This is a genomic window from Pseudomonadota bacterium, assembly GCA_038533575.1.
Classification (GTDB): domain Bacteria; phylum Pseudomonadota; class Alphaproteobacteria; order Rhodobacterales; family Rhodobacteraceae; genus Shimia_B.
This window is the reverse complement of sequence record JBCAYL010000001.1, coordinates 871720-896948: the sequence shown is the minus strand read 5'-3', so window position 1 is coordinate 896948 and position 25229 is coordinate 871720. Positions and strand designations below refer to the sequence as shown.

The following is a 25229-nucleotide window of genomic DNA, read 5'->3' as shown; positions in this document are numbered from 1 at the left end:
CCGCGGCACAAGACAGGGATGGTTAGGGGAGCTATTCATGAGCAAGACGTTGACCCGCATGGACCTCAGTGAGGCCGTGTTTCGGGAGGTGGGGCTGAGCAGGAATGAGTCAGCGCAACTTGTAGAGACCGTTCTGGACGAGATGTCCGATGCCCTCGTGCGGGGTGAACAGGTCAAGATCTCCTCTTTCGGGACCTTCAGCGTCCGCGACAAGGCGGCCCGGGTGGGCCGTAATCCCAAAACCGGCGAAGAGGTCCCCATTTCGCCCCGCCGCGTCCTGACATTCCGTCCCTCGCACCTGATGAAGGAGCGAGTGGCCTCGGGGAACAAGAGCTGAGCATGGAAAAGTCCCGGCAGGCATTTCGAACCATTTCGGAAGTGGCCGATGGGCTGGGCACGCAGCCCCACGTGCTGCGCTTCTGGGAGAGCAAGTTTCCTCAGGTCAAGCCAGTGAAACGTGCGGGCGGGCGACGGTATTACCGCCCGGCCGATATCGATCTTCTCGGCGGCATCAAGCAGCTCCTCCACGAGGATGGCATGACCATCAAGGGCGTGCAGAAGGTGCTCCGCGACCGCGGGGTCAAATACGTGGCCGCCATCGGCGCCCGTGAGGAACCCTCGCGCACGCCGGAGACCATCGAAGGCGTCGTGGTGCCGCTCGAAATCAAGGGGCGTACGCCCGCGCCCGCCGCCGACGCCGCGCCGGAGGCCCCGGCTGCGCCTGAGCCGCCGCAAGAAAAGCCCCTGGCAGCCCCGCCCGAGGCGCAGCCTGCAAATCCCGTGGGTCTCAGCAGAATCAATGCCCTACGTCGCGCAGCTCATGCTGGTGAGAGCCACGATGCCGCGGCGCTCGCGCGTAGCCTCGAGAAGCTCAAGACCCTCGCGGCGCGCATGAAATCCGCCCAAGGACCCTGGTGACAGACCATTGGATTTTGCGGGTTGTACGGGCTTCTCAATAGGCTATACCCCGCCCTCAGTCGGGCTATGGCGCAGCCTGGTAGCGCGTCCGTCTGGGGGACGGAAGGTCGCAGGTTCAAGTCCTGCTAGCCCGACCAAAACTCCACCCCCGCTCCGGCTGATCGACCCCGGTTTGCCCCGTTTTGTACGGCGCCTCGGCGCGCAGAGAACGTTTTGTACAAGGGAGGGACGGCATGGGCGTGTTTCCTAGCCAACGGATCGAAGCGCTCATCGCAGAGGGCGCGATCACCGGCGACCCCGCGATCATCCCCGAACAGCTCCAGCCCGCGTCGCTCGATTTGCGCCTCGGTCCGGTCGCCTACCGCGTCCGCGCCTCCTTTCTCACCGGAGAGGGCCGCTCCGTGGCCCAGCGGCTCGATGATTTCGTGATGCACCGCATCGATCTCTCGGACGGCGCGGTATTGGAGAAGGGCTGCGTCTACGTCGTCCCGCTCATGGAGCGGCTCGCTCTGCCCGACGGTGTGCAAGCCGTCGCCAACGCGAAGAGCTCCACCGGGCGGCTCGACCTCCTGACGCGCACCATCACCGATGACGGCGTGGAGTTCGACCGCATCGCACCCGGCTATGACGGGCCGCTCTACGCCGAGATCTGCCCCCGCTCCTTTTCCGTCCTCGCGCGGCCGGGCATGCGGCTCAACCAGATCCGCTTCCGGAACGGTCACGCCGTCCTCGCCGACGCCGAGCTCACCGCGCTCCACGCCGCGAGCCCGCTCGTGGATGGCGCGGCCACCATCGCCGATGGGCTCGGCTTCTCCGTCGATCTGAAGCCCGCGGATGGCGATCTCGTGGGCTACCGCGCCAAGCCGCACACGGGCGTCATCGACCTCGAGAAGCTGGGCCACTACCCGCCCGCGGAATTCTGGGAGGAGATCCGTACGACCGAGGGGCGCATCATCCTCGACCCCGGCGCGTTCTACATCCTTGTGAGCCGAGAGGCCGTGACCATCCCCCCGGACTACGCCGCCGAGATGGCCCCCTACCTCGCCATGGTGGGCGAATTCCGCGTGCACTACGCCGGCTTCTTCGACCCGGGTTTCGGCCACGGCGAGGGCGCGGGCTCCCGTGGGGTCCTGGAGGTGCGCTGCCACGAGGCTCCGTTTGTACTGGAACATGGCCAGATCGTGGGCCGGCTCGTCTACGAGCGCATGTCCGAAAAGCCCGAGCGGCTCTACGGCACGGGGCTCAAGAGCAACTACCAGGGCCAGGGCCTGAAGCTCTCTAAGCATTTCGCCGCCTGAGGCATCACCGCAGGCCGCTGCGTCCGAGGTCCGCTTCGAGCCCATACTGACCCGTCCCACGCCAAGAATTACTATCTACCTTCACGACATGAAGAAAATTCAATCACTCCAAGTGCTTTGTCACTGGTGCTCTTCGTGACATAGGAGTTGACGCCGCACGCTGCGGTTGCAAGTCATAAATTCATGGCCCTCTTGTCTGAGAGAGCAATTGAACCGCGTAGATCGTACTTGTATGTGGCCCAGCCGAAACTTCACAATTTTCATCTGCCTGTATTTCTATGCCTTCTTGGCGCAGCAAGTCACATACATTGTGAGCGCTCTGTTTGTGGGACGTTTTTCTATTAAAGGTGTCTTCGGCAATGCAGCTCAACTGGCCCTGAATACGATATTTTTATCCGTCATTCTCTACTTCTTATTCCGCCTTACCCGATACCTTTTTGAAAAGTTTCCCGGACGTTCGGCCAGCGATATCATTCCTTTTCCGGGCCTCGTTGTGGTAATCCCGATAATCCTTTTTTTGCAGTCTATCCGGCCGGCATCTATCCCAATCGAATTTTATTATCGCGACTGCGCTGTCAGGATTGGCGGAGAGTTAACATCATGCGGATTTTGGTCTGCTGTGAGCGATCTCTTCGCAATGCTGCTTGTCGCTGCGTTGGTTGTGGTGGTCTTTAAAGGCATAACGCAGAGGGAGAACTAGAACGTGAGCCCTCGTTGGAGACCTCGCGAAGTGACACTTCGTCCTGCCGAGAAACTCCCCGCATTCATCGCACGGCGCTGCTTCGCCGCAAAGGTCAGCTCTGAGCCCAAAGTCATCAATGCTGCGGAAGATACGAATGTCAGTTTTCGAGCATAGCTTTTCTGACACGACAAGTCTTACTATCGTGCTCGCAAAGATACCTCTCAAGTTAGGTGGCTACACTAACACATGCTCCCGTTTCTATCTCGGAAAAAGACAACCTCGACTGCTCCTTCGTGGTGGCAGTCTGCTCTGTCATCGGAGGAACGGGAAACCATTGAAAGCGCCTTTCAGCCGCTCGGAAACATTTCTGCGGAAGCGTTGGCCGCTTCTGGGAATCCATCGGCTATCGGAAGCCTAGTTGGGCATCTCAAGAAGGAAGCCCTTCGTCATCTGGGCTACAAACTATTGGGCCACGCGGATACGCTTGTCACAGACGAAATTTCAGTTCTGAACCTGCATTTCTATTGGGCGGCAAGGGGTGGTTTTTACTACCGCTGGCGCGATCATGACGATTTCGCATTGGAGGAGGCCGTGCAGAGTTTTCAGAGACAGATTGGACTTTCCGAGAACGCTGTGCGTGTCTTTAAAGATGATAAGGAATGGGACTTCATGCCTGCCCATGCGGGGTATCGCCAACTTCGGATCATCGAAGAAAAACGTGGTAACCTGACGCTAGCGCGTGCGCTCTGCGAACAAGCCAGATCACAGGGTTGGGCGGATGATTGGGATAAAAACATCGCACGCCTCAACAAGAAAATCGCCAAACAAACGGCGACTTGATACGAATCTACCCTAGCAACAGTTTCGACGAAGCGGACCTTGTGCCTTGAACGGCGAAAGTCGGCTTCTTCCGCTGAGCAGACCTTGCGCCGTCCAAGCGATCTAGCGCCTGTACCGCCTAGACCTTCGACATCCGCTGGCCGACGCGCATGGCTTGTTTTGTGCGCTTCTGGTTCTTTCTCATGGCGTCCATCTCGGCGCGGTCTTCGTCGCTGACGCCGTCACCGCCCGTCTTGCGGGCGCCCGAGGCAGACTATTCGCGCCGAATGTGGTACCCTCACCCTGGGAGGGATGCGCGATGTTCGACCTCGATACCTTTATCGCGGATTGCCGCGACGCGGTGGACAAGGACCCCACGCACAAGTCAGCCGCGGAGGTCATGCGACGCGCCTTGTCGGACCCATCGAAGGTCCTGGCCGCGCTTGGAGAGCCCACGGAGCCCGGGATCACGCCCCTCTACGCGTCGCCAAACCTGACAATCGTGAACCTGGCCTGGAAGCCTTCGACCACGATCCCCCCGCACAACCACGAAATGTGGGCCGTGATCGGGATCTATGGCGGGCGGGAGGACAACATCTTCTGGCGGCGGGTGAAGGATCATCCCAACGGCCTGATCGAGGCGGCCGGTGCGAAGTCCCTGTCCACGGGCGACGTGTGCCCCATGGGCGCGGACATCATTCACTCGGTCACGAACCCGATCCCGCGATTGACAGCGGCGCTCCACGTCTATGGCGGCGATTTCTTCGAGGCGGAACGGAGCGAATGGGAGCCCGAGCACCTGTTCGAAACCCCGCTCGATATCGAAGAGGTGCGCGCGCGGTTCTCGAAATAGGCCCTGCGGGCGTGCGACGCTGTCCGCCGCCATTCAGCCCGCGCAGGTGCGACGGCTCAGAAGCGCCCGATCCGCCGCGTCACGCGCATGGCCTGCTTCGCACGCTTCTGCTTCTGGCGCGTTGCGGCCATCTCGGCGCGGTCGGCCTCGCTGACGCCCTCGGCGGGCTTGTCCTTCTTGCTGCCGCGCTTCGCGGCCATGTCAAAGCCCTTGTCCATGCCCTTGGAGATCACCTTCCGCATGAACATGCGCAGGACCATGTTGAGTATCTGGTTCATGTCTTCGCCTCGCTTGTTTCGCCTTCGGGGGCGATGTCGTCGTTCTCGTGCTGCGTTTCTCCGGCGTCACCCGCCTCTTCGCTATCGTCCTCGAAGAGATCGGGTTCTTCCGCGTCAGCTTCAAGTTCCGGGTCCTCGCCGTCTTCATCCGCTCCGGGCGGTGGCCGGCTGTCGAGGAGGCCCGCCTGCCGCAGTTCCTTGAGGCCGGGCAGATCCCGCGCCGACTCGAGCCCAAAATGATCGAGAAAGCTTTCGGTCACGATAAAGGTCACCGGGCGGCCGGGCGTCATTCGGCGGCGTCCGAGCTTGATCCAGCCGAGCTCCAAGAGCTGGTCGATCGTGCCCCGGCTCACGCTGACGCCGCGGATCTCCTCGATCTCGGCGCGGGTCACCGGCTGGTGGTAGGCGGTGATGGCCAGCGTCTCGATCGCCGCGCGGGAAAGCTTGCGCGTCTCCACCGTCTCCTTTTGCATGAGAAAGCCGAGATCGGGCGCGGTGCGGATGGCCCAGGCTTCGCCCACGCGGACCACGGCGACGCCCCTGCCCTCGTAGCGCTTGCGCAGGTGTTCCAGTGCCGCGGCGGGCTCCGACCCGTGGGGCATGCGCCCCGTGAGCTCGCGCACCGTCACGGGCTCTGCGCTGGCGAAGAGGATGGCCTCCACCATGCGCTCCTGCTCGCCCATGGGCGGGGCCTCGAAGAGGCTTTCTTCCTCGGGCTCAGCCACCGCTCGCCTCCCGCATGCGCATCTTGAGGGGCGCGAAGACCTCCTCCTGCCGGAGCTCCAGCTTGCCCTCTTTCACAAGCTCGAGCGTCGCGGCGAAGGTCGAGGCCGTGGCGGAGCGGCGGCGCTTGGGATCGCCGGCCCAGTCATCGGGCAGGTAGGACATGATATCGGTCCATTCCCCCGCGAAGCCGATGAGGCCGCGCAGACGGTCGAGCGCCTGCTCCATCGTGAGGATGCTCTCTCGCGCATCGAAGGAGAGCGGGCGAAACTCATCCTTGGTGCGGATGCGGGCATAGGCCTGCATCAGATCGAGGATGGTGGCGGTGTATTCCACGCGGCGCACGCGGGTGACATCCTCGGTCACGCCGCGCGGAAAGAAGTCGCGGCCCAGCCTGTCGCGCCCCATGAGGCGGGCAGAGGCATCGCGCATGGCCTGCAGGCGCTCGAGCTGAAACGCCAGATGCGCGGCGAGCTCCTCCCCGCTCGGCCCCTCCTCTGCCGGGTCCGGCGGCAGCAACAGGCGTGATTTGAGGAAGGCGAGCCAGGCCGCCATGACGAGGTAATCGGCGGCGAGCTCGATGCGGAGCTCCTTGGCCTTCTCCACGAAAGCCAGGTATTGCTCCGCGAGGTGCAGGATGGAGATCTTGCGCAGGTCCACCTTCTGGGTCCGCGAGAGCGTAAGCAGGAGGTCGAGCGGGCCTTCGAACCCGTCCACGTCCACGATGAGCGCCTCGGCCGCAAGGCGGTCGGCGACACTGGTGTCCAGGATGCTGTCCTCGCTCATGCAGCGGCTCCGTTCGTGAGGCTGCGAAGTTCGGCGGTGAGCGCGTCGGTGTCAATGTGTGCCGGTGCCGGCCGCGCGGCGAGGGCGCGGGCCGCCCGGGCCGCGGCGGCCTCCGTCATGGCGCCCACGGTGACGACCTCCTCCATCTCCGCCATGTCGCCATTGCAGTGAAGAATGACGTCGCAGCCCGCGCTGAGCGCCGCCTCGGATCGGGTGCGCGCGCTGCCCGCGAGGGCCTCCATGGAGAGATCGTCGGTCATCAGCAGCCCGTCGAAGCCAATCTCCTCCCGGATGATGCGGTGCATGACAGGCGACGTCGTGGCCGGGCGCTCGGCATCGTGGGCCTCGAAGACGACATGGGCCGTCATGCCCAGCGGCAGGTCCGCGAGTGCTTTGAAGGGGGCGAAGTCTTCGCGCGCGAGGATCTCCGCGGATTTCGTCACGCGGGGGAGGTCGATGTGGCTGTCTTTCGTGGCCGAGCCGTGGCCGGGCATGTGCTTGAGGACGCCCAGGACCCCGCCCGCCACCTGTCCGTTCGCCAGCGCGCGAGCCCGCCGCGCCACCTCGGGCGCTGTTTGCCCGTAGCATCGATTGCGCAGCCGGGGATGGGTCCCGGCGAATGCCGTGTCGCCCATGGGCGCGCAGTTCACGTCGATCCCGATCTCGCGCAATTCAGCGGCGATGAGCGCGCCGCGCAACCAGAGGGCCCGCTCCGGGTCCGGGCTGGCCTCCACAAGGTCGAGCGCGGGCGGATGCAACGCCCAGACCGGGGGCCAGAGCCGCTGCACGCGGCCTCCCTCCTGATCGATGAGCACCGGCGCATCGCGGCCCACGGCCGCGCGCAACGCCGCCGTCAGGCGGTGCACCTGCGCCTTTGTTTCACAATTCCGCTGGAAGAGGATGAAGCCCCAAGGGTCGGCCGCGCGAAAGAACGCGGCCTCCGATGCCGAGAGCTCAGGCCCCGCGCAGCCGAGGATATAGGCCCCGGCCACGGCCTTACTCGACAAGGACCGGGATGCAGGCCGCCTTCGCGGCCACGAGCGCGGAGCAGAAGCGGCGCGCATCGGCCAGATCGTCAAAGCCATGCGCCCGCAGGCGGTAGAAGGTCCGGCCAGCCTTCGTGGCCTGCTGGATCACCCGCTTCTTGCCGCGCAGGTAGGGTCCGAACTGGTCGGAGAGGCGTGCCCATTCCGCGCGGGCGACCTCTGGGCTCTCGAAGGCGCCGAGCTGCGCCAGGCGCGTACCCGCCGGGATCGCAGAAGCCGCGACGTCGATGCCAGCCGGGGCTTCCGGGCGGGCGACGGGGCTCGTATCGAGCGCCACCGGGCGCACCTGGGGCCGGAGCGAGCGGCGCACGCCCGGGCCAAGATCGGGGAGCGTGGCGACAGCGGGGACAGCGGCGATCTCCACAACTGCGGTGTCGTCGGCTTCCAGCCCCTCGCCTGCGCTGTCGAGCGGGGCCAGCGCGCCTGCAATGGTCTCTTCCACGGCCTCGGGGCCCGCGAGGGAGGCGACAAGCTCTTCGACATCCGTGACGTCCGCCGGGGCGAGCGCCGTCATCTCGATCGACGCTTCCGAGACCTCGGCCGTGTCTTCTTCGGTGAAGACTGCTGCAATCTCGCCGATGGGCGCGTCTTCGTCGGTGAGATCCATGGCCGCGGGCGCGAGCACTAGGCGGTCACGCGGCGCGCTCGCCGTGCCGTCCGCGGCGATCTCGTTGACGGCGAGACCCTGGTGATCGGCGGGCCGGCCGCCGGGATCCTCGGGCGCCACGCGCATGGGCCCTTCGAGCGCCATCACCACCGGCACCCCGGAGACGTCCCGCGCGATGAGCTTGTAGCTCCACACGCAAATGCCCGCGATCAGCGCAAGCGACACGACCCCGCCCAGAACGCTGATGAAGGTCCCTGCCCCCACCGCGTAGGTTGCGGGGCGCTCAGCCCCCGTGGAACTGAAATCCGCCTCTGCCATGTCCGCCTCACTGCCTCGGTCGGGGCACCGCCCTTCGCCGATGGTCTCTTGAACTCTGCCTCTGGCTCCGCCCGCGCCTGTTGGGTCAGCGCATTTCGTCGGGAGCCGATACGCCCAAGATACCCAAACCCGCTGAAATCACAACGGAAACAGCGCGGATAAGCGCTATTTTGGCCTGGCTTTCGGAAGTGTTGCCTTCCTGCAAGAAGCGCATGTCGTCGCTGTCGCGGCCCATGGAATAGCGCGTGTTGAAGCGCGCCGTGAGCTCCTGAAGGTAGAAGGCGATGCGGTGTGGCTCGTTGCCGCGCGCCGCGATTTCCACGAGGCGCGGCCATTCGGCGAGCTTCTTGGCGACGGCGACATCGGCCTCGTGATCCAGGCGCGCCGCCTTGGCAAGCGCCGCGTCGGACATGTCCATGTCCTGGGCTTTTGCCTTTGCAATCACGGACATGACCCGGGCATGAGCGTATTGGACGTAGTAGACCGGGTTGTCGTTCGTCGTCTGGCGCACGACGTCGACGTCGAAGTCGAGCGGCGCGTCGTTCTTGCGGGTGAGCATGGTGAAGCGGATGGCGTCGCGGCCCACCATGTCGACGACGTCGGCGGCGGTGACGAAGGTGCCGGCGCGCTTCGACATCTTGAGCGGTTCGCCGCCCTGCATGAGCTTGACGAGCTGCGTGAGCTTGATGTCGAGCGGGGTCTTGCCGTCCGAGAGCGCGGAAACGGCGGCTTTCATCCGCTTGACGTAGCCGCCGTGATCGGCGCCGAAGATGTCGATGAGCGCGTCAAAGCCCCGCTCCACCTTGTCGTAGTGGTAGGCGATGTCGGGGGCGAAGTAGGTCCAGCTGCCGTCGGATTTCTTGATCGGGCGATCAACGTCGTCACCATGGGCGGTAGAGCGGAAGAGCATCTGTTCCCGCGGCTCCCAATCCTCGGGCGTCTTGCCCTTGGGCGGATCGAGCGTGCCGTTGTAGATCAGGCCCTTCTCATCGAGCACGTCGATGGCGGCCTCGATCCGGCCCGTGCCGTAGAGCGACTTCTCCGAGTAGAAAACGTCCATCTCCACCCCGAGCCGCGCGAGGTCGGCGCGGATGAGGTCCATCATCTGTTCGGTGGCGAATTCGCGGACTTCGGCGAGCCAATATTGCTCGCCCTTGTCGAGATAGGCGTCGCCCACCTTGGCCTTGAGCGCCTCGCCCACCGGCACGAGGTAATCGCCCGGATAGGTGCCGTCCTCGAAGGCCACGTCCTGCCCATGCGCCTCGAGGTAGCGGAGATAGACCGATCGGGCGAGCGTATCGACCTGCGCGCCGCCATCGTTGATGTAGTATTCGCGGGTGACGTCGTAGCCCGCGTAATCGAGGAGCGAGGCCAGCGCATCGCCCACGACGGCGCCCCGCGTGTGGCCTACATGGAGGGGGCCCGTGGGGTTGGCGGAGACATACTCCACATTGACCCGTTGCCCGGCGCCCATGTCCGACCGGCCGAACGCCTCCCCCGCCTCGAGGATCTGGCTGATCGTCCCGGTCCAGACACTTTCTGCAAGCGTGAGGTTGAGAAAGCCCGGGCCCGCCACCTCCGCCCGCGCGATGCGGTCGTCGGAGACGAGCTTCGCGGCGAGCGCCTCGGCGATGTCGCGTGGCTTTGCCTTGGCGGGCTTTGCCAGCACCATGGCCGCGTTCGTTGCCATGTCGCCGTGGGCTGCGTCGCGTGGCGGCTCCACGGCCACGTTCGCGAGATCGAGCCCCTCGGTCAGCACGCCCTCTCGCATCAGCGCCTCGAGCGCGGAGATGACGACGGTGCGAATATCAGCGAACAGGTTCATTTCGGGCCTCCGGGGGCGCGCTTACCCACGCCGCACGCCATGGTCAACGGATCAGGAGCCCAAGAGGCGCGCGTGCTCCTGCATGGCGAAGCGGTCGGTCATGCCGGCGATGTAATCGGCGACAAGTCGCGCCAGATCCGTCTCGTCCCGGCGCTCGGCGATCTGCCCCTGCCACTCGGTGGGCAGGGTCTCGGGCGCGGAGAGGAAGAAGGGGAAGAGGTCCTCCACGATCCGCGTGACCTGGGCGCGCTTCTCCATGACCCGCGGCGCGCGGTACATGCGGTGGAAGAGAAAGGTCCGGAGCTCGCCGATCCCGGCCCACATATCCTCCGAAAAGCCGATCACCGGGTGCCCGAGGTCGCGGATATCCTGCGCGGAGCGCGCGCCCGAGGCCGCGAGAAGCGCGCGGGACGTGTCCATCACGTCCTCCACCATGACCCCGAAGACCCGGCGCAGTGCCTCGTGCCGGCGCCGCGACGGCTCGAGCCCGGGATAGAGGCTGTCCACCTCCGCGTAGCACGGGCCGACGATGGGCAACTCCGCGAGGTCCGCATCCGAGAAGAGATCCGCCCGCAGCCCGTCGAAGAGATCGTGGTTGTTGTAGGCGATATCGTCCGAAAGCGCCGCCACCTGCGCCTCGGCGCTGGCATGGGTGGAAAGCTCCAGCCCGTGGACGGCATCGTAATCGGCCAGGGCGTAGGGCAGCGCGCCGATGACGGGGCCATTATGCTTGGCGATGCCCTCGAGGCTCTCCCAGGTGAGGTTGAGCCCGTCCCACTCGGCGTAGTGCTTCTCGAGCGCGGTGACGATGCGGATGGCCTGGGCATTGTGGTCAAAGCCGCCATAGGGCGCCATCAACACATGGAGCGCCTCCTCCCCGGTATGGCCGAAGGGCGGGTGACCGAGATCATGGGCGAGGGCCACCGCCTCGGTGAGCTCGGCATTCAGGCCGAGTGCGCCCGCCAGCGTCCGCGCCACCTGCGCCACCTCGATCGAATGGGTGAGCCGCGTGCGGAAGTAGTCGCCTTCATCCTCCACGAAGACCTGCGTCTTGTGCTTGAGCCGCCGGAAGGCGCTGGAATGGATGATCCTGTCACGGTCCCGCTGGAAGCACGACCGGTGCGCGCTTTCGGGCTCGCCATGGCGACGCCCGCGCGACTGCGCGGGGTCCGCTGCGTAGGGGGCTGCCATCTGCCTCTGGCTCCCGTTCTGCCTCGCGGCTTGTGCCGCCTTGTCCGCTGGCTATATGAAGAGGACGCAAAAGAACAGTGAGAGCCATGCTCACCCTGCCTCCCAAAGTCACCGCACGCGCCTTCGAGCGCCTGAGCGAGATCGGCGCCGCCTCGGCGGGAAAGGTCCTGCGCGTGGCCGTGGAGGGTGGCGGTTGCTCGGGGTTTCAGTACGAGATCGACCTCGACGATGCGCCGAAGGACGATGACCTCGTCCTCGAAGGCCACGGCGAACGCGTGGTGATCGACAGCGTGTCCCTGCCCTTCCTCGCCGATGCCACCATCGATTTCGAGGAAGAGCTCATCGGCGCGCGCTTTGTGATCGAAAATCCGAACGCAACCGCGAGCTGCGGTTGCGGGACCTCCTTCTCCATCTGATCAAGCGGCTTCGGCTTCCTTGGCCTCAGAGTCTGGCTTGGGTCCGGCGGGTGCCGCGGCCTTGGGCGGAGTCGCCTTGGGCGGCGTGGGCTTCGGCGGCGCGGCCTTGGGTGCCGCGGGGCCCGTGGGTGCCGCGCCCGAGTTCGACGCCTGCGTCGCTGTCTCCGCATCCTCGGCCGCGGGCTTCGGCAGCGCCAGCGCCTCATCGGCGAACTGATCGGGCGCCTCGAAGCTGATCGCCCCGGTATTGGGATCCACCGAGACCTTTGGCTTGATCGGCATCGCCTCGAGCGTGGCGGTGAGCTCCCGCACCTGGCGCTCGAAGGTCTCGCGCTGGGTCTCGACCTTCCCGCCGGGTTTCTTTCCAAACAAAAATCGCAGCATGCTGTCCTCCTTGGCCTGATATGTAGAGATCAGGGACCGGAGGCGCAGGGGATGCGGCGCATTTCGCCCAAATTTGCAGGCCGGAGGCGGGAACGTGCCTCCTTAATGGGCGCAGCAGCCCGGCTCGAGCGGCGCGACTGCGCCGAGATCAGGATTTTTCGGCGCGCCTGTGCCGAGGCGCGTGAGGCGCGGCGTGAAAAACGTTACAAAATGCCGCCGCTCCTTTTCTTGCCGATCGCGCCAAAAATCCGTTTCTCGCACACATTCGCACACAATTCGAAGCCGCGCGCACAGATCCCGGCCCTTTGTGATCACAGCGCGCGCACCTGGCTCTCCAAGCCGCTCATTTATGTGATGCGACGTACACTTCCCAAATCGCGGGGCCTCCCCCAACTCTCAGTCATCGGACGGCGGCACCGACAAGCAAACGCCACCGGCCGCACCACATCAAACCCCGGCGCTGACCCCGCCACACACAGAAAAGGAAAGACCCATGTTCAAGAAACTCGCAATCGCCGCCGCCATCGTCGCAACCGCCGGTGCCGCTTCCGCCAACAACAGCTTCGGCATCGTCGGTGGCGCAGAATTCGGTGACAGCTTCTACGATGTGCCCCTCGCACGGACGCTCGGCGAAGGTTCCGTCGTCATCGAGAACTTCGCAGGTGACGTGCTCGGCCAGACTGCCCTGAACTCCGGCACCAACACCGATGTCCGCGTGCCGCTGTCGACCCGCGTCGGCGCCAGCGACCTGACGGCAAAGCTCATCGTTGACGGCGTGGTCGTGGACGAAGCCATGATCGAAGTCCGCCGCTAATCGCAGCGACCTCCCTAGAAAAGAAGGCCGGAGCCCCGCTCCGGCCTTTTTCGTTTGCGCAGATGAGATTTGGTTCCCGCCCCGTTCTGCGCATTTTCACACAGGTTAGATTCCCGCCTCGCACACTCTTTTTCGTGATATATCAGTGACTTGTTTTGCGCCGCGAGGCCCCCATCTGTCTTTCATCAGCAAGCGGTATCGACCCCTTCCGCACCAAGCTGACACTTAATCACGCGGCCCCGACCGGCCGCACCACACACTTAAAAGGGCTCCGACCAGCCCGCTCTGAAAGGAAAAGACATGTTCAAGAAACTCGCAATCGCCGCAGCACTCGTCGCAACCGCCGGTGCCGCATCCGCCAACAACAACTTTGGCATCCTCGACAACGCCGCCACGGGCGACGCCTACTATGACGTCCGCGTCGTGAGCTCGCTCGGTGAAGGCACCGTGCAGATCGAGAACTTCGCCGGTGACGTGCTCGGCATGGCCTCCGTGAACGCAGGCGCCAACACGAATGTCCGCGTGGACTTCGGTGCCGACCGTGTTGCAGCCGGTGACCTCGTCGCCAAGCTGATCGTGAACGGCGAAGTCGTCGACCAGGAAGACATTGACGTCCTGCGGTAACTTCCCCTACCGCACGCGATGAAGAAAGCCGGAGCCTCCCGCTCCGGCTTTTTTCGTTGCCCCGGGGGCCCGGCTGCGCCACATCTCGCCCCATGAAGATCGCATCCTTCAACATCAACGGTATCAAGGCGCGGACGGAGGCCCTGCCCGCCTGGCTCGACGAAGCGACGCCCGACGTCGTCGTGCTCCAAGAGATCAAGAGCGTGGACGAAGCCTTCCCCCGCGAGCTCTTCGAGGAGCGGGGCTACAATGTCGAAACCCACGGACAAAAGAGCTTCAACGGCGTGGCGATCCTCTCGAAGCTGCCGCTCGAGGATGTGACCCGCGGCCTGCCGGGCGACGACAGCGACGAGCAGGCCCGCTGGATCGAGGCCACCGTCGTGGGCGCGCGCGCGGTGCGCGTCTGCGGGCTCTACCTGCCCAACGGCAATCCCGCGCCGGGGCCGAAATTCGACTACAAGCTCGCCTGGATGAAGCGCATGAAAGCACGCGCGGCGGAGCTCATGGCCGCCGAGGAGCCCGCCCTCATGGCCGGTGACTACAACATCATTCCCCAGCCCGAGGACGCCAAGCGCCCCGACGCCTGGCGCGACGACGCGCTCTTTCGCCCCGAGGCGCGCGCCGCCTACCGCGAGATCCTCGCCCTGGGCTTCACGGAGGCCTTCCGCGCCCGCACACAGGGCGCGGGGCATTACAGCTTCTGGGATTATCAGCGCGGCGCGTGGGAGAACGATGACGGCATCCGCATCGATCATTTCCTGCTGACCCCGCAATGCGCCGATCTGCTCGAAGACTGCCAGATCGACCGGGATGTCCGTGCGGGCACGAAGCCCTCCGACCACGTGCCAATCTGGGTGAAGCTCGCCGCCTAAGCCGCTGTGGCGTCGTAATTATAGAGCCAGTCGAAGCGCCGTGCGATGAGCCCGGGCGCCAGTGTACTGACCGCGCGCAGACCGGTATGCCCGATGAGGCGGGCCACGGGATTGCCGTGGTGAAAGCGCGTCGCGTTCGCGCGCACTTCCTTCATGACCCGGGCCACCCGGGGCGCGCGGATATGCTCGTAGGCGCCGAGCGCGGCGTCGGGCTCTCCCCCGTGCCGTTCCCAGCACGTCGCGAGGATCAGGGCATCCTCGAAGGCCATGCAGGCCCCCTGCGCGAGGTAGGGGAGCATGGCATGGGCCGCATCCCCGAGCAGCACGACGCGCCCCTCGGACCAGCGCCGCGGCAGCGCGTGGTTGTAAAGCCCCCAGCGGTGCACCTTTTCGGCGCGCGCGATGAGCTCCGCCACCGGGCCGCCGAATGCCGCGAAGCGCGCGGCCATCTCGGCCCGCGGGACCTCCTGCCGCCAGCCTTCCGCGAGGGGGGCTGGCGTGTCCTCTCCGGCCACGACGTTGATAAGTTCGCCACCGCGCATGGGATAGACGACGACATGGGCGCCCGGCCCCATGTAGACGCTCACACCGCCTTCTCGCACGGGCTCCGGCGGAACGACGATGGCGCGCCACGCCGCCTGCCCCGAAAAGGTCGGCTCCGCGAGATCCGGGGCCACGTGGCGGCGAAAGCTGCTCTTCACGCCGTCGGCGGCGATGAGGAGATCGACATCGGGCGCGGTCTCCGGCGTCACGGCCTGGCCGAGATGGAGACCCACCCCCGCCGCACGGCACGCTTCTTCGAGAAGTTTCAGGAGATCGGCGCGGTGAAACAGGCGCACCTCGCGCCCGGCGCCATTCGGCAGGATCGCCACTCGCTTGCCGTGGTGATCGTGGAGCGTCGTCCCCCGCCCCAGAAACGCGCCACCGGGATCGACACCGAGGGCACGCAGCACGCAGAGCCCGTTCGAGGCGACCTGGATGCCCGCGCCCACTTCTGCGAATTCAGGCGCCCGCTCGTAGACATCGACCGTGGCCCCCATGCGCCGAAAGCTAAGGGCGGCCGCGAGGCCGCCCAATCCGCCGCCGACTACGGCGACGCGCTTTCCATGTCCTGCTCTTGCGCTCAATGCGCCTCGCCCGGATCAGTCGTCCCGATGGACCTTCTCGCGGCGCTCGTGACGCTCCTGCGCCTCGAGCGACATCGTCGCGATCGGGCGGGCGTCGAGGCGCTTGAGAGAGATGGGCTCGCCAGTCACCTGGCAATAGCCATACTCGCCCTCGTCGATGCGGCGCAGCGCGGAGTCGATCTTGGCGACCAGCTTGCGCTGGCGGTCCCGCGTGCGAAGCTCGAGCGCGCGATCCGTCTCCTCGGAGGCGCGGTCTGCAATGTCGGGAATGTTGCGTGTGCTGTCCTTCATGCCCTCGATCGTGTCGCGGCTGTCGGACAAAAGCTCCGCCTTCCAGCTCAGGAGTTTCCGGCGGAAGTATTCGATCTGCCGGTCGTTCATGAACGGTTCGTCTTCGGCGGGCTTATACTCGTCTGGGAATATTTCGGCTTTCATGGCGCACCCTGCTTTTTATCTCGCATTAGGCTTTGGCGCGGCCGGGCTCCCCCCCTTTTGCGCCCCTGTGGAGGGGTCCTATCCAGTTGACCTTGCGTTGTCACTAGGCAAAAGCCCCGTAAACAGGCTGTTGCCGCGACTTGTGATCACGGCGAGGCTGATTACCGGTCAGATCGGGCAAAAGTGGTGAGAAATCATGCTATTTAAGTCGACAGAGAGCTACATCGCGACGGAAGACCTCACCGTGGCGGTGAACGCGGCTGTGACGCTGGAGCGTCCGCTCCTCGTGAAGGGCGAGCCCGGCACCGGGAAGACGGAGCTCGCGCGGCAGGTGGCCGGATCGCTCGGGCTCGAGATGGTGGAGTGGCACATCAAATCCACCACGCGCGCCCAGCAGGGTCTCTATGAATACGATGCCGTGAGCCGCCTGCGGGACAGCCAGCTCGGCGACGAGCGCGTCAAGGATGTGGCGAACTACATCAAGCGCGGTAAGCTCTGGCAGGCCTTCACCGCGCCGGAGAAGGTCGTGCTCCTCATCGACGAGATCGACAAGGCCGATATCGAGTTCCCCAATGACCTGCTGCAGGAGCTCGACCGGATGGAGTTCCATGTCTACGAGACGGGCGAGACGGTGCGTGCGGTCAACCGCCCGGTCGTCATCATCACCTCCAACAACGAGAAGGAGCTGCCCGACGCGTTCCTGCGTCGCTGCTTCTTCCATTACATCCGCTTCCCGGACGCCGAGACGATGCGCAAGATCGTCGAGGTCCATCACCCCGGCATCAAGGACAGCCTGCTCACCACCGCCCTCACCCAGTTCTACGAGATCCGCGAGACGGCGGGGCTGAAGAAGAAGCCCTCCACGAGCGAGGTGATCGACTGGTTGAAGCTCCTCCTCGCCGAAGATCTCTCTGCCGAGGACCTGCGGCGCGACGGCGCGAATGCGCTCCCCAAGCTCCACGGCGCGCTCCTGAAAAACGAGCAGGACGTGGCGCTTTTCGAGCGGCTCGCCTTCATCGCGCGCAGCCAGCGATAGACCGCCGCGCCACATTCTCGCCGCATTTGGCCCCTCTTTCCGCCACGCTCGATTCCTAGGAATTCGCAAAAGAGTTAACGTGGGACGGCAGGCGCGTGCGGCAGGGATTTTTGAGAGCTCAGGGGCGCTCCCGGGCCGGTATCGACTGTCTCACCGCGGGGTCTTCCCGCCACTGCCGGAGCGCGCTCTGATGCGGCGCGGCACCCGGCGTTTCCTCTTTCTCGCCTTCCTGACCCTCGCGGGCTGCGCGCCCATCGCCAACACCGTCGACGTAGCCAGCCGTTCCGCCATTCCGGGCCTCGACCGCCTGCCGCCGATGCGCACCTTCGCCACCGTCCCGGTCGCACCGCCCGTGCGCTCGAACCGCGACATCGCGGAGGATTTCATCGACCTGACCTTCGAGATGGAGAGCGGGCGCAGGCTCGCGGTGCTCACGCGCTTCGAAGGCCCGATCACGCTGCGCGTGGAAGGGCGCGCCCCCGTCTCGCTCGCGCCCGATCTCGGGCGGCTCCTGACGCGGCTCCGGGCCGAGGCCGGCCTCGACATCACCGTCACCGAGGAGGCCAGCGCCAACATCAACCTCATCACGCTGCCCAAGGCCACCATGCAAAAGGCGGTGCCCGGCGCGGCCTGCTTCGTGGTGCCCAACGTGCGCGGCTGGGAGGATTTCAAGCAGGCGCGGCGCGGCCCGCGGGTGGACTGGGCCCGGCTCGGCAGCCGCCAGCAGGTCTCCGTCTTCCTGCCCTCGGACGCCGCGCCGCAAGAGCTGCGGGATTGCCTCCACGAGGAGATCGCGCAGGCGCTCGGCCCGCTCAACGATCTCTATCGCCTCTCCGACAGCGTCTTCAACGACGACAACATTCACACCGTGCTCACCGGCTTCGACATGCTGGTGCTGCGCATGCATTACGCGCCCGAGCTCCGCAACGGCATGACCGAGGCCGAGGTCCGCGCGGCCCTGCCCGCCCTCCTCGCCCGGCTGAACCCGGCTGGCGAACGCGCGCAATCGCGCTTTCCCCGCGCCACCAACCGGGCATGGAAGGACGAAATGCTGAAGGCCCTCGGCGCCGAGCGTTCGCCCCTCGGACGCAAACAGGCCGCCGAGAACGCCATCGCCATCTCGCGCCGCTCCGGCTGGGATGACACGCGGCTGGGCTACGCGAACTACGCCCTCGGCCGCCTCACCATCGCCTCCGAGCCCCGGCGCGCCTATGCCGCCTTCCGCGAGGCCGACGCGATCTATGCGCGCGATCCCTCCACCGCGCTCCACCGCGCCTACGTGGCCGTGCAACTCGCCGCCTTCGCCCTTCTCGACGGGGACGCGGTCTCCGTGATCGACATCACGGGCCGCCACATCAACACCGCAGCGCGGCACGAGAACGCGGCCCTTCTCGCCTCGCTGATGATGTTCCGCGCCGAGGCGCTCGAGCTTCAGGGCCGCCACGCGGAGGCCCGCGCCGTCAGGATGGACAGTCTCGGCTGGGCGCGATACGGCTTCGGCTCCCAGCGGTCGATCTCCGCGCGGCTGCGCGAGATCGCCCTGCTCAACCCGGCGAAACACGGGCGCGTGTCCTTCTAGCGCCCCTTCGGAGGCGCTCCCATGGTCCCCACTCTGGCCTGTATGGTCCTCTTCGGCAGCTACGGCGCGTGGCGCGCCAAGCAGAGCGGCGGCAAACTGCTCGACATCCTGCAATATGCGGGCTCCTTCGCGATCTTCGGCATGATCGTGGGCGTGATCGCCGCCATCATCCTCTCCCGCCTGCTCTGATGTTCCTGCCCTTCTTCGAGGCCCTGCGGGAGGCGCGCGTGCCGGTCTCGCTGCGCGAATACCTGTCGTTTCTCGAAGGTATGAAGCGGGGACTCGCGACCTACGACGTCGACGCCTTCTACTACCTCGCGCGCACGACCATGGTGAAGGATGAGCGCCACATCGACCGCTTCGACCGCGCCTTCGCGGCGAGCTTCGCGGGCCTCGAGGCGATCTCCATGGAAGACGTGCTGGAGGCCGTGGACATCCCCGCCGACTGGCTCGCCAAGATGGCCGAGAAGCACCTGAGCGAGGCCGAGAAGGCGGAGATCGAGGCCATGGGCGGCTTCGAGAAGCTCATGGAGACGCTGCGCGAACGCCTCAAGGAGCAGGAAGGTCGCCACCAGGGCGGCTCGAAATGGATCGGCACGGCGGGCACCTCCCCCTTCGGCGCCTATGGCTACAATCCCGAGGGCGTGCGCATCGGCCAGAAGGAAAGTCGCCACAGGCGCGCCGTGAAGGTCTGGGACAAGCGCGAATTCCGAAATCTAGATGACAGCGTGGAACTCGGCACGCGCAACATCAAGGTGGCGCTCAAGCGCTTGCGCCGCTGGGCGCGCGACGGGGCCGCTGAGGAGCTCGATCTGGACGGCACGATCCGCGCCACCGCCGAGCACGGCTACCTCGACGTCCAGACCCGGCCCGAGCGAAGGAACGCCGTGAAGGTGTTGCTCTTTCTCGACGTGGGCGGGTCCATGGACCCCCATATCAAGGTCGTCGAAGAGCTTTTCTCGGCGGCGCGCGCGGAGTTCAAGCACCTCGAATATTTCTACTTCCACAATTGCCTCTACGAAGGCGTCTGGCGCGACAATCGCAGGCGCTGGAACGCGCAGACACCGACCCATGAGGTGCTCAGGACCTACGACCCCGATTACCGCTGCATCTTCGTTGGCGATGCATCGATGTCGCCCTACGAGGTCGCCATGGCGGGCGGAGCCAACGAGCACTGGAACGAGGAGGCCGGGGAGGTCTGGCTCCGCCGCGCGCGGGAGCAATGGCCCGCCCATCTATGGATCAACCCGGTGCCGCAGAAGTGGTGGGACTACACGCAATCGGTGCAGATGATCCGCACGATCTTCGAGGATCGCATGGTGCCGATGACCCTCGACGGCATCGACGCGGGCATGCGGATGCTGAGCCGCGGCTAGGCGGCGCGCAGCGGCGCCGCACCCGCTTGAGGCGGGCCGCGGCACGCACCATATCTCTGCCATGACCTGGTTGATGCCCATCCTTCTCGCCGTGGCCTATGGCTTCTTGATGATGCGCTTTTCAGCGTGGTCCACGAAGCGGCAGCTCAACGAGAAGTCACGCCCGCTCGAGGATCCCGCCCTCGAGAGCGCCTTCAACGCCATGGCGCGTGCGCTCGACGTGCCGCGGATCAAGGTCAATCTCTACGACGTGGACATGATCAACGGCCTCGCCGCGCCGGACGGGCGCATCTTCATCACCCGCGGCTTCTACCAAGAGTTCCGCAAAGGCAGCGTGAGCGCTGACGAGCTGCCGAGCGCCACGTGGCCGAGCTCGTGGGCCACGTGGCGCTCGGCCATACCCGCCGCCGGATGATCGATTTCACCGCGCAAAACGCCGCGCGCGCCGCGCTCATGATGATCATCGGGCGCTTCATCCCGTTCGTGGGGCCCTACATCGCCAATGCGCTGATCTCGCTCTTCGCCGCCAAGCTCTCGCGGGAAGACGAGTACGAAGCCGATGCCTATGCCTCGGCGCTGCTGCTGAAATCCGGGATCGGGCTCGAGGGGCAGAAAAGCCTCTTTCAGAAGCTCGACGCGCTCACGAAGTCCCGCGCGGGGGCCGCACCCGCCTGGCTCCTGAGCCACCCGAAGAGCCCGGAGCGGATCGCGGCCATCGAGGCCAACGAGGCCCGCTGGCGCGCCTCGGAGGTCTAGGCCCCGCGCTCCATGGCCTTCGCGAGCCGCGGCAGGCGCGCCTTCTTCAGAAGCGCCCGCAGGGTGGGCGGGCAGCCCTCCATCCCCTGGGCGTTGGCCCAGACCGTCTCCACCGACTGCCGGATTTCTCTCGGATAGCTGACAAGCAGCGAGGTCAGGAAGTGATCGGGCCCGTCGCGGCGGATCCCTTCTTCGATGAGCGTGCCGCGCGGGAAATCCTTGGCATTCTCTGTGAGGAGGACCTCCGCAGAGCCCGCGATGGCGGCGGCGAGCACGTGGATATCGTTCTCATCAGGCAGGTAGAGGCGGCGCTCGTCGCTCTCGCGGGGCCGCACCATGGAGCCCGGCCAGAGCCCGCGCAGGAGCGCGATCTCGCCCTCCGCCTGGGCTCCCGCCACGGGGCCGAGACGCCCGGCGGCGATGCGCCATTCCTCGAGGATCCGGTTCGACCAGAGCGGCTCGAACGTCCCCGCGCGGGCGGCGTGGAGAAGGATCTCGCGCTGCACCGTGGGGTAGAGCACGCAGGCATCGAGCAGGACTTTCATAGGAGCCTCAGGAAGACGGCCTTGAGATAGCTGGTTTCGGCGAGCGCGGGATGCTGCGGATGATCCGGGCCCGCCGCGCCGGTATGGAGCACCTGCGCCGCGCGCCCGGCCCGCGCCACGCCGCGCAGGCTCGCGCTGCGGAACTTGTCGAGCGTGGCTGCGTGGGAGCAGGAGCAGAGCACGAGTGTCCCGCCGGGGGCCACGAGCGGCGCGGCGAGGCGCGCGGTTTTCTCGTAGGCCCGGAGCCCCGCCTCGAGCGCGGGCTTGGCCGGCGCGAAGGCGGGCGGGTCGCAGACGACATGATCGTATTGCGCGCCAGCCTCGTTCAGCTCCGTGAGCACCTCGAAGGCATCGCCCTGCCGGGTCTCGTAGCGGTCGGCGGCCTCCATGCGGCGCGCGCCTTGCTCGGCCAGCGCGAGCGCCGCCGCGGAGCCATCGACGCCCGTCACCCGCGCCGCGCCCGCCGCCAGCGCCGCGAGCCCGAAGCCCCCCACGTGACAGAAGACATCGAGCACCGTCCCGCCCGAGACGAAGCCCTGCAGAAAGGCGTGGTTCGGACGCTGATCGTAGAAGAGGCCCGTCTTCTGCCCCTCGAGGAGATCGGCCATGTAGGTCGCGCCGGACATGGGCACGGGCACCGGGCCCTCGGGCGCCGCGCCCGCGATCACGGTGCGCAGTTCCGGCAGCCCCTCGAGGCTCCGGGCGCGGCCGGTGCCATTGAGGATCACGGTGGGCATGCCTCGCGCCGCGAGGGCCGCGGCAAAGTCCTCCTTGCGGGCATCGGCCCAAGCGGCGTTGGCCTGCAGGACCGCGACATCGCCGAACCGGTCGATCACGACGCCGGGCAGGCCGTCCCCCTCGGCATGGACAAGGCGGTAGAACGGCGCGACGTAGAGCCTTTCGCGGAGCGCCAGCGCCTGCGCGATCTTGGCATCGATCCAGGCTGCATCCACCGTCTCGCCCACGTCGCGGGTCAGGATGCGGCCCGCGATCTTCGAGGCCATGTTCACCGCCACCACCCCGATGGGCGCGCGTCCGGCATCCTCGAGCACTGCCAGCGACCCCGCCGGGAGTTTCTTCGTGCGCCGGTCGAGCACGAGCTCGTTGCCATAGACCCAGGGCGCGCCGTGGCGCAGCCGCCGGGCATCGGCATTGGGTTTCAATCGGATGACGGGACGGTCGGACAAAGAAGAAGGGGGCAGCGCCATGCCACCCCCTCTAGAGCCTTCTTCAAGCGATGTGTAGCGCGCGCTTAGAGCGCGGTGGCCACGGTCAGCGGGCGCGCCAACTCAGCCTTGATGACCTGGGCCAGGTGGGCCGACAGGCGCATCTTCTGCCCGTTGCCGTTGCGATCGGATTCGATGGCCGCACGGCCCCCAAGCGCGTCGAGGTCCGCGTTCACGCGGCGCTTGGGCACGAGGACAGCGCCGGTCTGCGCGTCGCGCACCGTCATGTCGAAGCGGATGGAATGCACGCCGCCCACGGTGTAGCGCGCCTTCTCGGTGAGCGAGTGGAAGCGCACGACCTCCACGTCCACCATCACGGGCTGCACGCCCTCGAGCGCGCCGGTGCCTTCGGCGAAGGCCGCGCCCATGAGCTCGGTGATCTGGGCGTGACGGTCCCCGATGGGGTCACCGCGCCACACGATATCGGCGATGGGATAATAGCTGTTGGCCTCCGAAACGCGCAGGTCGCGCGGGACGTCCACAGTGATCTCGGTGACGTCGAAGGACGGCTGGATCTCTTGGAAGCCGGGCACTTCAAGGGGTGCGGAGCGCGTGGCCGTTTCCACGGTGGCGCAGGCCGCAAGCGAGGCACCCATGCAGGCGATCGCGCAAAGACGCAGAAAACGGGGCATGCTCTTATCCTTTCAGTGACCCGAGGTTGTCTCCGCTGTGGCTGGTGAAGCGGGCTGAATTGGGGCGAATTTGAGATAATTGCCGGAATTTCGGGGGAAGCGTGCCATGATGTTGCCGCGATGCGCAGCGGCGGTGGCATGCAAAAGTATTCCTCGGGATACGGTTGTTAGCGCTATCATCCTTCGAAAAGCCGTGATACGCGCCCGCCATAAGCCAGTCCCTTTCCCTCACAGGAGGACCCGCAATGCCCCTCGACGCGACCATCGCCAAGGTCACCGACCGCATCATCGCCCGCTCCGCCGAGACCCGACGCACCTATCTGGGCCGCATGGAAGCCGCCGCCGCCGACGGCCCGCGCCGCGCCCATCTCACGTGTGGAAACCAGGCCCATGCCTATGCCGCCATGGGCGAGGCGCAGGACGCGCTCGCCACGGGCCGCGCGCCCAATATCGGGGTGGTGACGGCCTACAATGACATGCTCTCGGCGCATCAGCCCTTCGAGCGCTTTCCCGATCTCATCCGCAAAGCCGCCCGCGCCCGCGGCGCCACCGCGCAGGTGGCCGGCGGGGTCCCCGCCATGTGTGACGGCATCACGCAAGGCCAGGTGGGCATGGAGCTTTCGCTCTTCTCCCGCGACGTGATCGCGCTCGCCACGGGCGTGGCGCTCTCGCACAATTGCTACGACGCCGCGCTTTATCTCGGCGTCTGCGACAAGATCGTGCCAGGCCTCGTCATTGGCGCGGCCACTTTCGGCTACATCCCCGGCATCTTCATCCCCGCCGGTCCCATGGTCTCGGGCCTGCCCAATGACGAGAAGGCCGCCGTGCGCAAGAAATTCGCCGCTGGCGAATGCGGCCGCGAGGAGCTCATGGCCGCCGAGATGGCCTCCTACCACGGCCCCGGCACCTGCACGTTCTACGGCACCGCCAACTCCAACCAGATGCTCATGGAGTTCATGGGGTTGCACCTGCCCGGGTCGAGCTTCGTGAACCCCAATACCCCCCTGCGCGACGCGCTCACCGAGGAGGGAGTGGCGCAGGCGCTTCGGATCACGGCGCTCGGCAACGATTATCGCCCGGTGTCGCAGGTGCTCGATGAAAAGGCCTTCGTGAACGGCATCGTGGGCCTCATGGCCACGGGCGGGTCGACAAACCTCGTGCTGCACCTGCCCGCCATGGCGCGGGCGGCGGGCGTCCTGCTCGAGCTCGAGGATTTCGCGGAGATCTCGGCGGCCACGCCGCTCATGGCCAAGGTCTATCCCAACGGCCTCGCGGACGTGAACCACTTCCACGCCGCCGGCGGGCTGCAATACCTCATCGGCGAGTTGCTGGAGGCGGGCCTCCTGCACGCCGACACGAAGACGGTCATGGGCGACGGGCTCGGCGACTACACCAAGGACGCGCAGGTCTCCGAAGGCCGCGCCGTATGGATCGACGGCCCCCGCACGAGCCAGAACGACAAGATCCTGCGCCCCGCCAAGGACGCGTTCCAGAAGACGGGCGGCCTCAAGCGCCTCGAGGGCCCGCTGGGCACCGGCGTCATGAAAGTCTCCGCCGTGGCCGAGACCTATCACGAGATCACCGCGCCCGCGCGCGTCTTCGAAGACCAGAACGCCGTGAAGGCCGCGTTCCAGCGCGGCGAGTTTACCGAGGACACGGTGGTCGTCGTGCGCTTCCAAGGGCCGAAGGCCAACGGCATGCCCGAACTCCACAACCTCACGCCCTGCCTCTCGGTCTGCCTCGACCGCGGCCTCCACATCGCGCTCGTGACCGACGGGCGCATGTCAGGGGCCTCGGGCAAGGTCCCCGCGGCGATCCACGTGAGCCCCGAGGCCGCCGACCACGGCCCCCTCGCCTATGTCGTCGATGGCGACATGATCCGCGTGGATGCCAAGGCGGGCATCATCGACAATCTCACCCCGGGCTGGCGCGAGCGCGTGCCCGCCACGCCCGACCTCGCAGCCAATGGTCACGGCGTAGGCCGGGAGCTCTTCGAGGTGTTCCGCGCCACGGCGGGGCCGGCTTCCTCCGGTGCGGGCGTCGTCGTATGAGCTGCTTGAGTG

The 25229-nt window shown here is 66.2% G+C and carries 28 protein-coding genes, 1 tRNA gene and 1 pseudogene; 17 read left to right on the top strand and 13 right to left on the bottom strand.

Annotated features, from left to right (window positions below):
- Positions 1–37: 37 nt before the first annotated feature.
- The 7 genes from ihfA (at position 38) to AAFM92_04600 (ending at position 4570) form a co-directional block, all read left to right on the top strand.
- Entirely contained in the window at positions 38–337 is a 300-nt protein-coding gene (ihfA, locus tag AAFM92_04630) for an integration host factor subunit alpha (GenBank protein MEL7299650.1), read from the top strand.
- Between the two features lie 2 nt (positions 338–339).
- On the top strand, positions 340–918 hold the full coding sequence (locus tag AAFM92_04625) for a MerR family transcriptional regulator (GenBank protein ID MEL7299649.1): 579 nt from the start codon (positions 340–342) through the stop codon (positions 916–918).
- A gap of 60 nt (positions 919–978) precedes the next feature.
- Positions 979–1055: transfer RNA gene (locus AAFM92_04620), tRNA-Pro, on the top strand.
- Positions 1056–1151: 96 nt separating this feature from the next.
- Entirely contained in the window at positions 1152–2216 is a 1065-nt protein-coding gene (locus tag AAFM92_04615; GenBank protein MEL7299648.1) for a 2'-deoxycytidine 5'-triphosphate deaminase, read from the top strand.
- Positions 2217–2502: 286 nt separating this feature from the next.
- Entirely contained in the window at positions 2503–2916 is a 414-nt protein-coding gene (locus tag AAFM92_04610; protein ID MEL7299647.1) for a hypothetical protein, read from the top strand.
- A 228-nt stretch (positions 2917–3144) separates the two neighbouring features.
- Positions 3145–3738: a hypothetical protein gene (locus AAFM92_04605; protein MEL7299646.1), complete on the top strand. Its 594-nt coding sequence runs from the start codon at positions 3145–3147 to the stop codon at positions 3736–3738.
- A gap of 298 nt (positions 3739–4036) precedes the next feature.
- On the top strand, positions 4037–4570 hold the full coding sequence (locus tag AAFM92_04600) for a hypothetical protein (protein ID MEL7299645.1): 534 nt from the start codon (positions 4037–4039) through the stop codon (positions 4568–4570).
- Between the two features lie 56 nt (positions 4571–4626).
- Here the strand turns inward: AAFM92_04600 and AAFM92_04595 are convergent, their stop codons facing one another.
- The 7 genes from AAFM92_04595 to AAFM92_04565 all read right to left on the bottom strand — a co-directional run bounded on the left by AAFM92_04595 (position 4627) and on the right by AAFM92_04565 (position 11344).
- The gene (locus AAFM92_04595) at positions 4627–4848 is read right to left on the bottom strand and encodes a hypothetical protein (GenBank protein ID MEL7299644.1); all 222 of its coding nucleotides are present in this window, start codon (positions 4846–4848) and stop codon (positions 4627–4629) included.
- Entirely contained in the window at positions 4845–5573 is a 729-nt protein-coding gene (scpB, locus tag AAFM92_04590; GenBank protein MEL7299643.1) for an SMC-Scp complex subunit ScpB, read from the bottom strand. The genes AAFM92_04595 and scpB overlap by 4 nt, the downstream gene beginning before the upstream one ends.
- Positions 5566–6357, bottom strand: coding sequence for a ScpA family protein (locus AAFM92_04585; GenBank protein MEL7299642.1), 792 nt, complete (start codon positions 6355–6357; stop codon positions 5566–5568). The genes scpB and AAFM92_04585 overlap by 8 nt, the downstream gene beginning before the upstream one ends.
- Positions 6354–7364, bottom strand: a complete 1011-nt coding sequence (gene nagZ, locus AAFM92_04580; protein MEL7299641.1) for a beta-N-acetylhexosaminidase — start codon at positions 7362–7364, stop codon at positions 6354–6356. Before nagZ ends, AAFM92_04585 begins: the two co-directional genes overlap by 4 nt.
- Positions 7354–8328, bottom strand: a complete 975-nt coding sequence (locus tag AAFM92_04575) for an SPOR domain-containing protein (GenBank protein ID MEL7299640.1) — start codon at positions 8326–8328, stop codon at positions 7354–7356. The genes nagZ and AAFM92_04575 overlap by 11 nt, the downstream gene beginning before the upstream one ends.
- Before the next feature lie 85 nt (positions 8329–8413).
- Entirely contained in the window at positions 8414–10153 is a 1740-nt protein-coding gene (argS, locus tag AAFM92_04570) for an arginine--tRNA ligase (protein MEL7299639.1), read from the bottom strand.
- Positions 10154–10204: 51 nt separating this feature from the next.
- Positions 10205–11344 (bottom strand): deoxyguanosinetriphosphate triphosphohydrolase, encoded by a 1140-nt coding sequence (locus tag AAFM92_04565; protein ID MEL7299638.1) that lies wholly within the window; start codon positions 11342–11344, stop codon positions 10205–10207.
- Positions 11345–11430: 86 nt separating this feature from the next.
- Here AAFM92_04565 and AAFM92_04560 point away from each other — a divergent pair, with 86 nt between their 5' ends.
- Complete coding sequence (locus AAFM92_04560; GenBank protein MEL7299637.1) at positions 11431–11760, top strand: iron-sulfur cluster assembly accessory protein; 330 nt, start codon at positions 11431–11433, stop codon at positions 11758–11760.
- On the opposite strand, the gene AAFM92_04555 is transcribed toward AAFM92_04560, so the two are convergent.
- A complete protein-coding gene (locus tag AAFM92_04555) occupies positions 11761–12144 on the bottom strand; it encodes a hypothetical protein (protein ID MEL7299636.1) in 384 nt (127 codons plus the stop codon).
- 493 nt (positions 12145–12637) lie between these two features.
- Between AAFM92_04555 and AAFM92_04550 the strand changes: the two genes are divergently transcribed.
- The 3 genes from AAFM92_04550 (at position 12638) to xth (ending at position 14454) form a co-directional block, all read left to right on the top strand.
- Positions 12638–12958: a hypothetical protein gene (locus tag AAFM92_04550; GenBank protein MEL7299635.1), complete on the top strand. Its 321-nt coding sequence runs from the start codon at positions 12638–12640 to the stop codon at positions 12956–12958.
- 300 nt (positions 12959–13258) lie between these two features.
- Positions 13259–13582 carry a hypothetical protein gene (locus AAFM92_04545; protein ID MEL7299634.1) on the top strand — a complete coding sequence of 108 codons (324 nt, stop codon included), beginning with the start codon at positions 13259–13261 and terminating at the stop codon, positions 13580–13582.
- A gap of 92 nt (positions 13583–13674) precedes the next feature.
- Positions 13675–14454: an exodeoxyribonuclease III gene (xth, locus tag AAFM92_04540; protein MEL7299633.1), complete on the top strand. Its 780-nt coding sequence runs from the start codon at positions 13675–13677 to the stop codon at positions 14452–14454.
- On the opposite strand, the gene AAFM92_04535 is transcribed toward xth, so the two are convergent.
- Both AAFM92_04535 and dksA read right to left on the bottom strand, forming a co-directional pair.
- Positions 14451–15581, bottom strand: a complete 1131-nt coding sequence (locus AAFM92_04535; protein ID MEL7299632.1) for an FAD-dependent monooxygenase — start codon at positions 15579–15581, stop codon at positions 14451–14453. The genes xth and AAFM92_04535 overlap by 4 nt on opposite strands.
- 15 nt (positions 15582–15596) lie before the next feature.
- Complete coding sequence (gene dksA, locus AAFM92_04530) at positions 15597–16016, bottom strand: RNA polymerase-binding protein DksA (protein ID MEL7299631.1); 420 nt, start codon at positions 16014–16016, stop codon at positions 15597–15599.
- Between the two features lie 196 nt (positions 16017–16212).
- On the opposite strand from dksA, the gene AAFM92_04525 reads away from it, so the two are divergent.
- From AAFM92_04525 to AAFM92_04505, 5 genes and pseudogenes are all read left to right on the top strand, one after another.
- Positions 16213–17052, top strand: a complete 840-nt coding sequence (locus AAFM92_04525) for a MoxR family ATPase (GenBank protein MEL7299630.1) — start codon at positions 16213–16215, stop codon at positions 17050–17052.
- A 190-nt stretch (positions 17053–17242) separates the two neighbouring features.
- Complete coding sequence (locus tag AAFM92_04520; GenBank protein ID MEL7299629.1) at positions 17243–18631, top strand: DUF2927 domain-containing protein; 1389 nt, start codon at positions 17243–17245, stop codon at positions 18629–18631.
- Positions 18632–18652: 21 nt separating this feature from the next.
- Positions 18653–18820 carry a hypothetical protein gene (locus tag AAFM92_04515; GenBank protein ID MEL7299628.1) on the top strand — a complete coding sequence of 56 codons (168 nt, stop codon included), beginning with the start codon at positions 18653–18655 and terminating at the stop codon, positions 18818–18820.
- Complete coding sequence (locus AAFM92_04510; protein MEL7299627.1) at positions 18820–20007, top strand: VWA domain-containing protein; 1188 nt, start codon at positions 18820–18822, stop codon at positions 20005–20007. The genes AAFM92_04515 and AAFM92_04510 overlap by 1 nt, the downstream gene beginning before the upstream one ends.
- A 61-nt stretch (positions 20008–20068) precedes the next feature.
- A pseudogene (locus AAFM92_04505) lies at positions 20069–20763 on the top strand (M48 family metalloprotease).
- Here AAFM92_04505 and AAFM92_04500 read toward each other — a convergent pair.
- From AAFM92_04500 to AAFM92_04490, 3 genes are read right to left on the bottom strand one after another with little or no spacing between them, the layout of a single operon-like run.
- Positions 20760–21308, bottom strand: a complete 549-nt coding sequence (locus tag AAFM92_04500; GenBank protein MEL7299626.1) for a PIN domain-containing protein — start codon at positions 21306–21308, stop codon at positions 20760–20762. The pseudogene AAFM92_04505 and the gene AAFM92_04500 overlap by 4 nt on opposite strands.
- On the bottom strand, positions 21305–22516 hold the full coding sequence (locus tag AAFM92_04495; protein MEL7299625.1) for a class I SAM-dependent rRNA methyltransferase: 1212 nt from the start codon (positions 22514–22516) through the stop codon (positions 21305–21307). The genes AAFM92_04500 and AAFM92_04495 overlap by 4 nt, the downstream gene beginning before the upstream one ends.
- Before the next feature lie 44 nt (positions 22517–22560).
- Entirely contained in the window at positions 22561–23166 is a 606-nt protein-coding gene (locus tag AAFM92_04490) for a DUF6778 family protein (GenBank protein MEL7299624.1), read from the bottom strand.
- A 245-nt stretch (positions 23167–23411) separates the two neighbouring features.
- Between AAFM92_04490 and edd the strand changes: the two genes are divergently transcribed.
- Positions 23412–25217, top strand: a complete 1806-nt coding sequence (gene edd / locus AAFM92_04485; GenBank protein ID MEL7299623.1) for a phosphogluconate dehydratase — start codon at positions 23412–23414, stop codon at positions 25215–25217.
- The last annotated feature ends 12 nt before the right edge of the window (positions 25218–25229 follow it).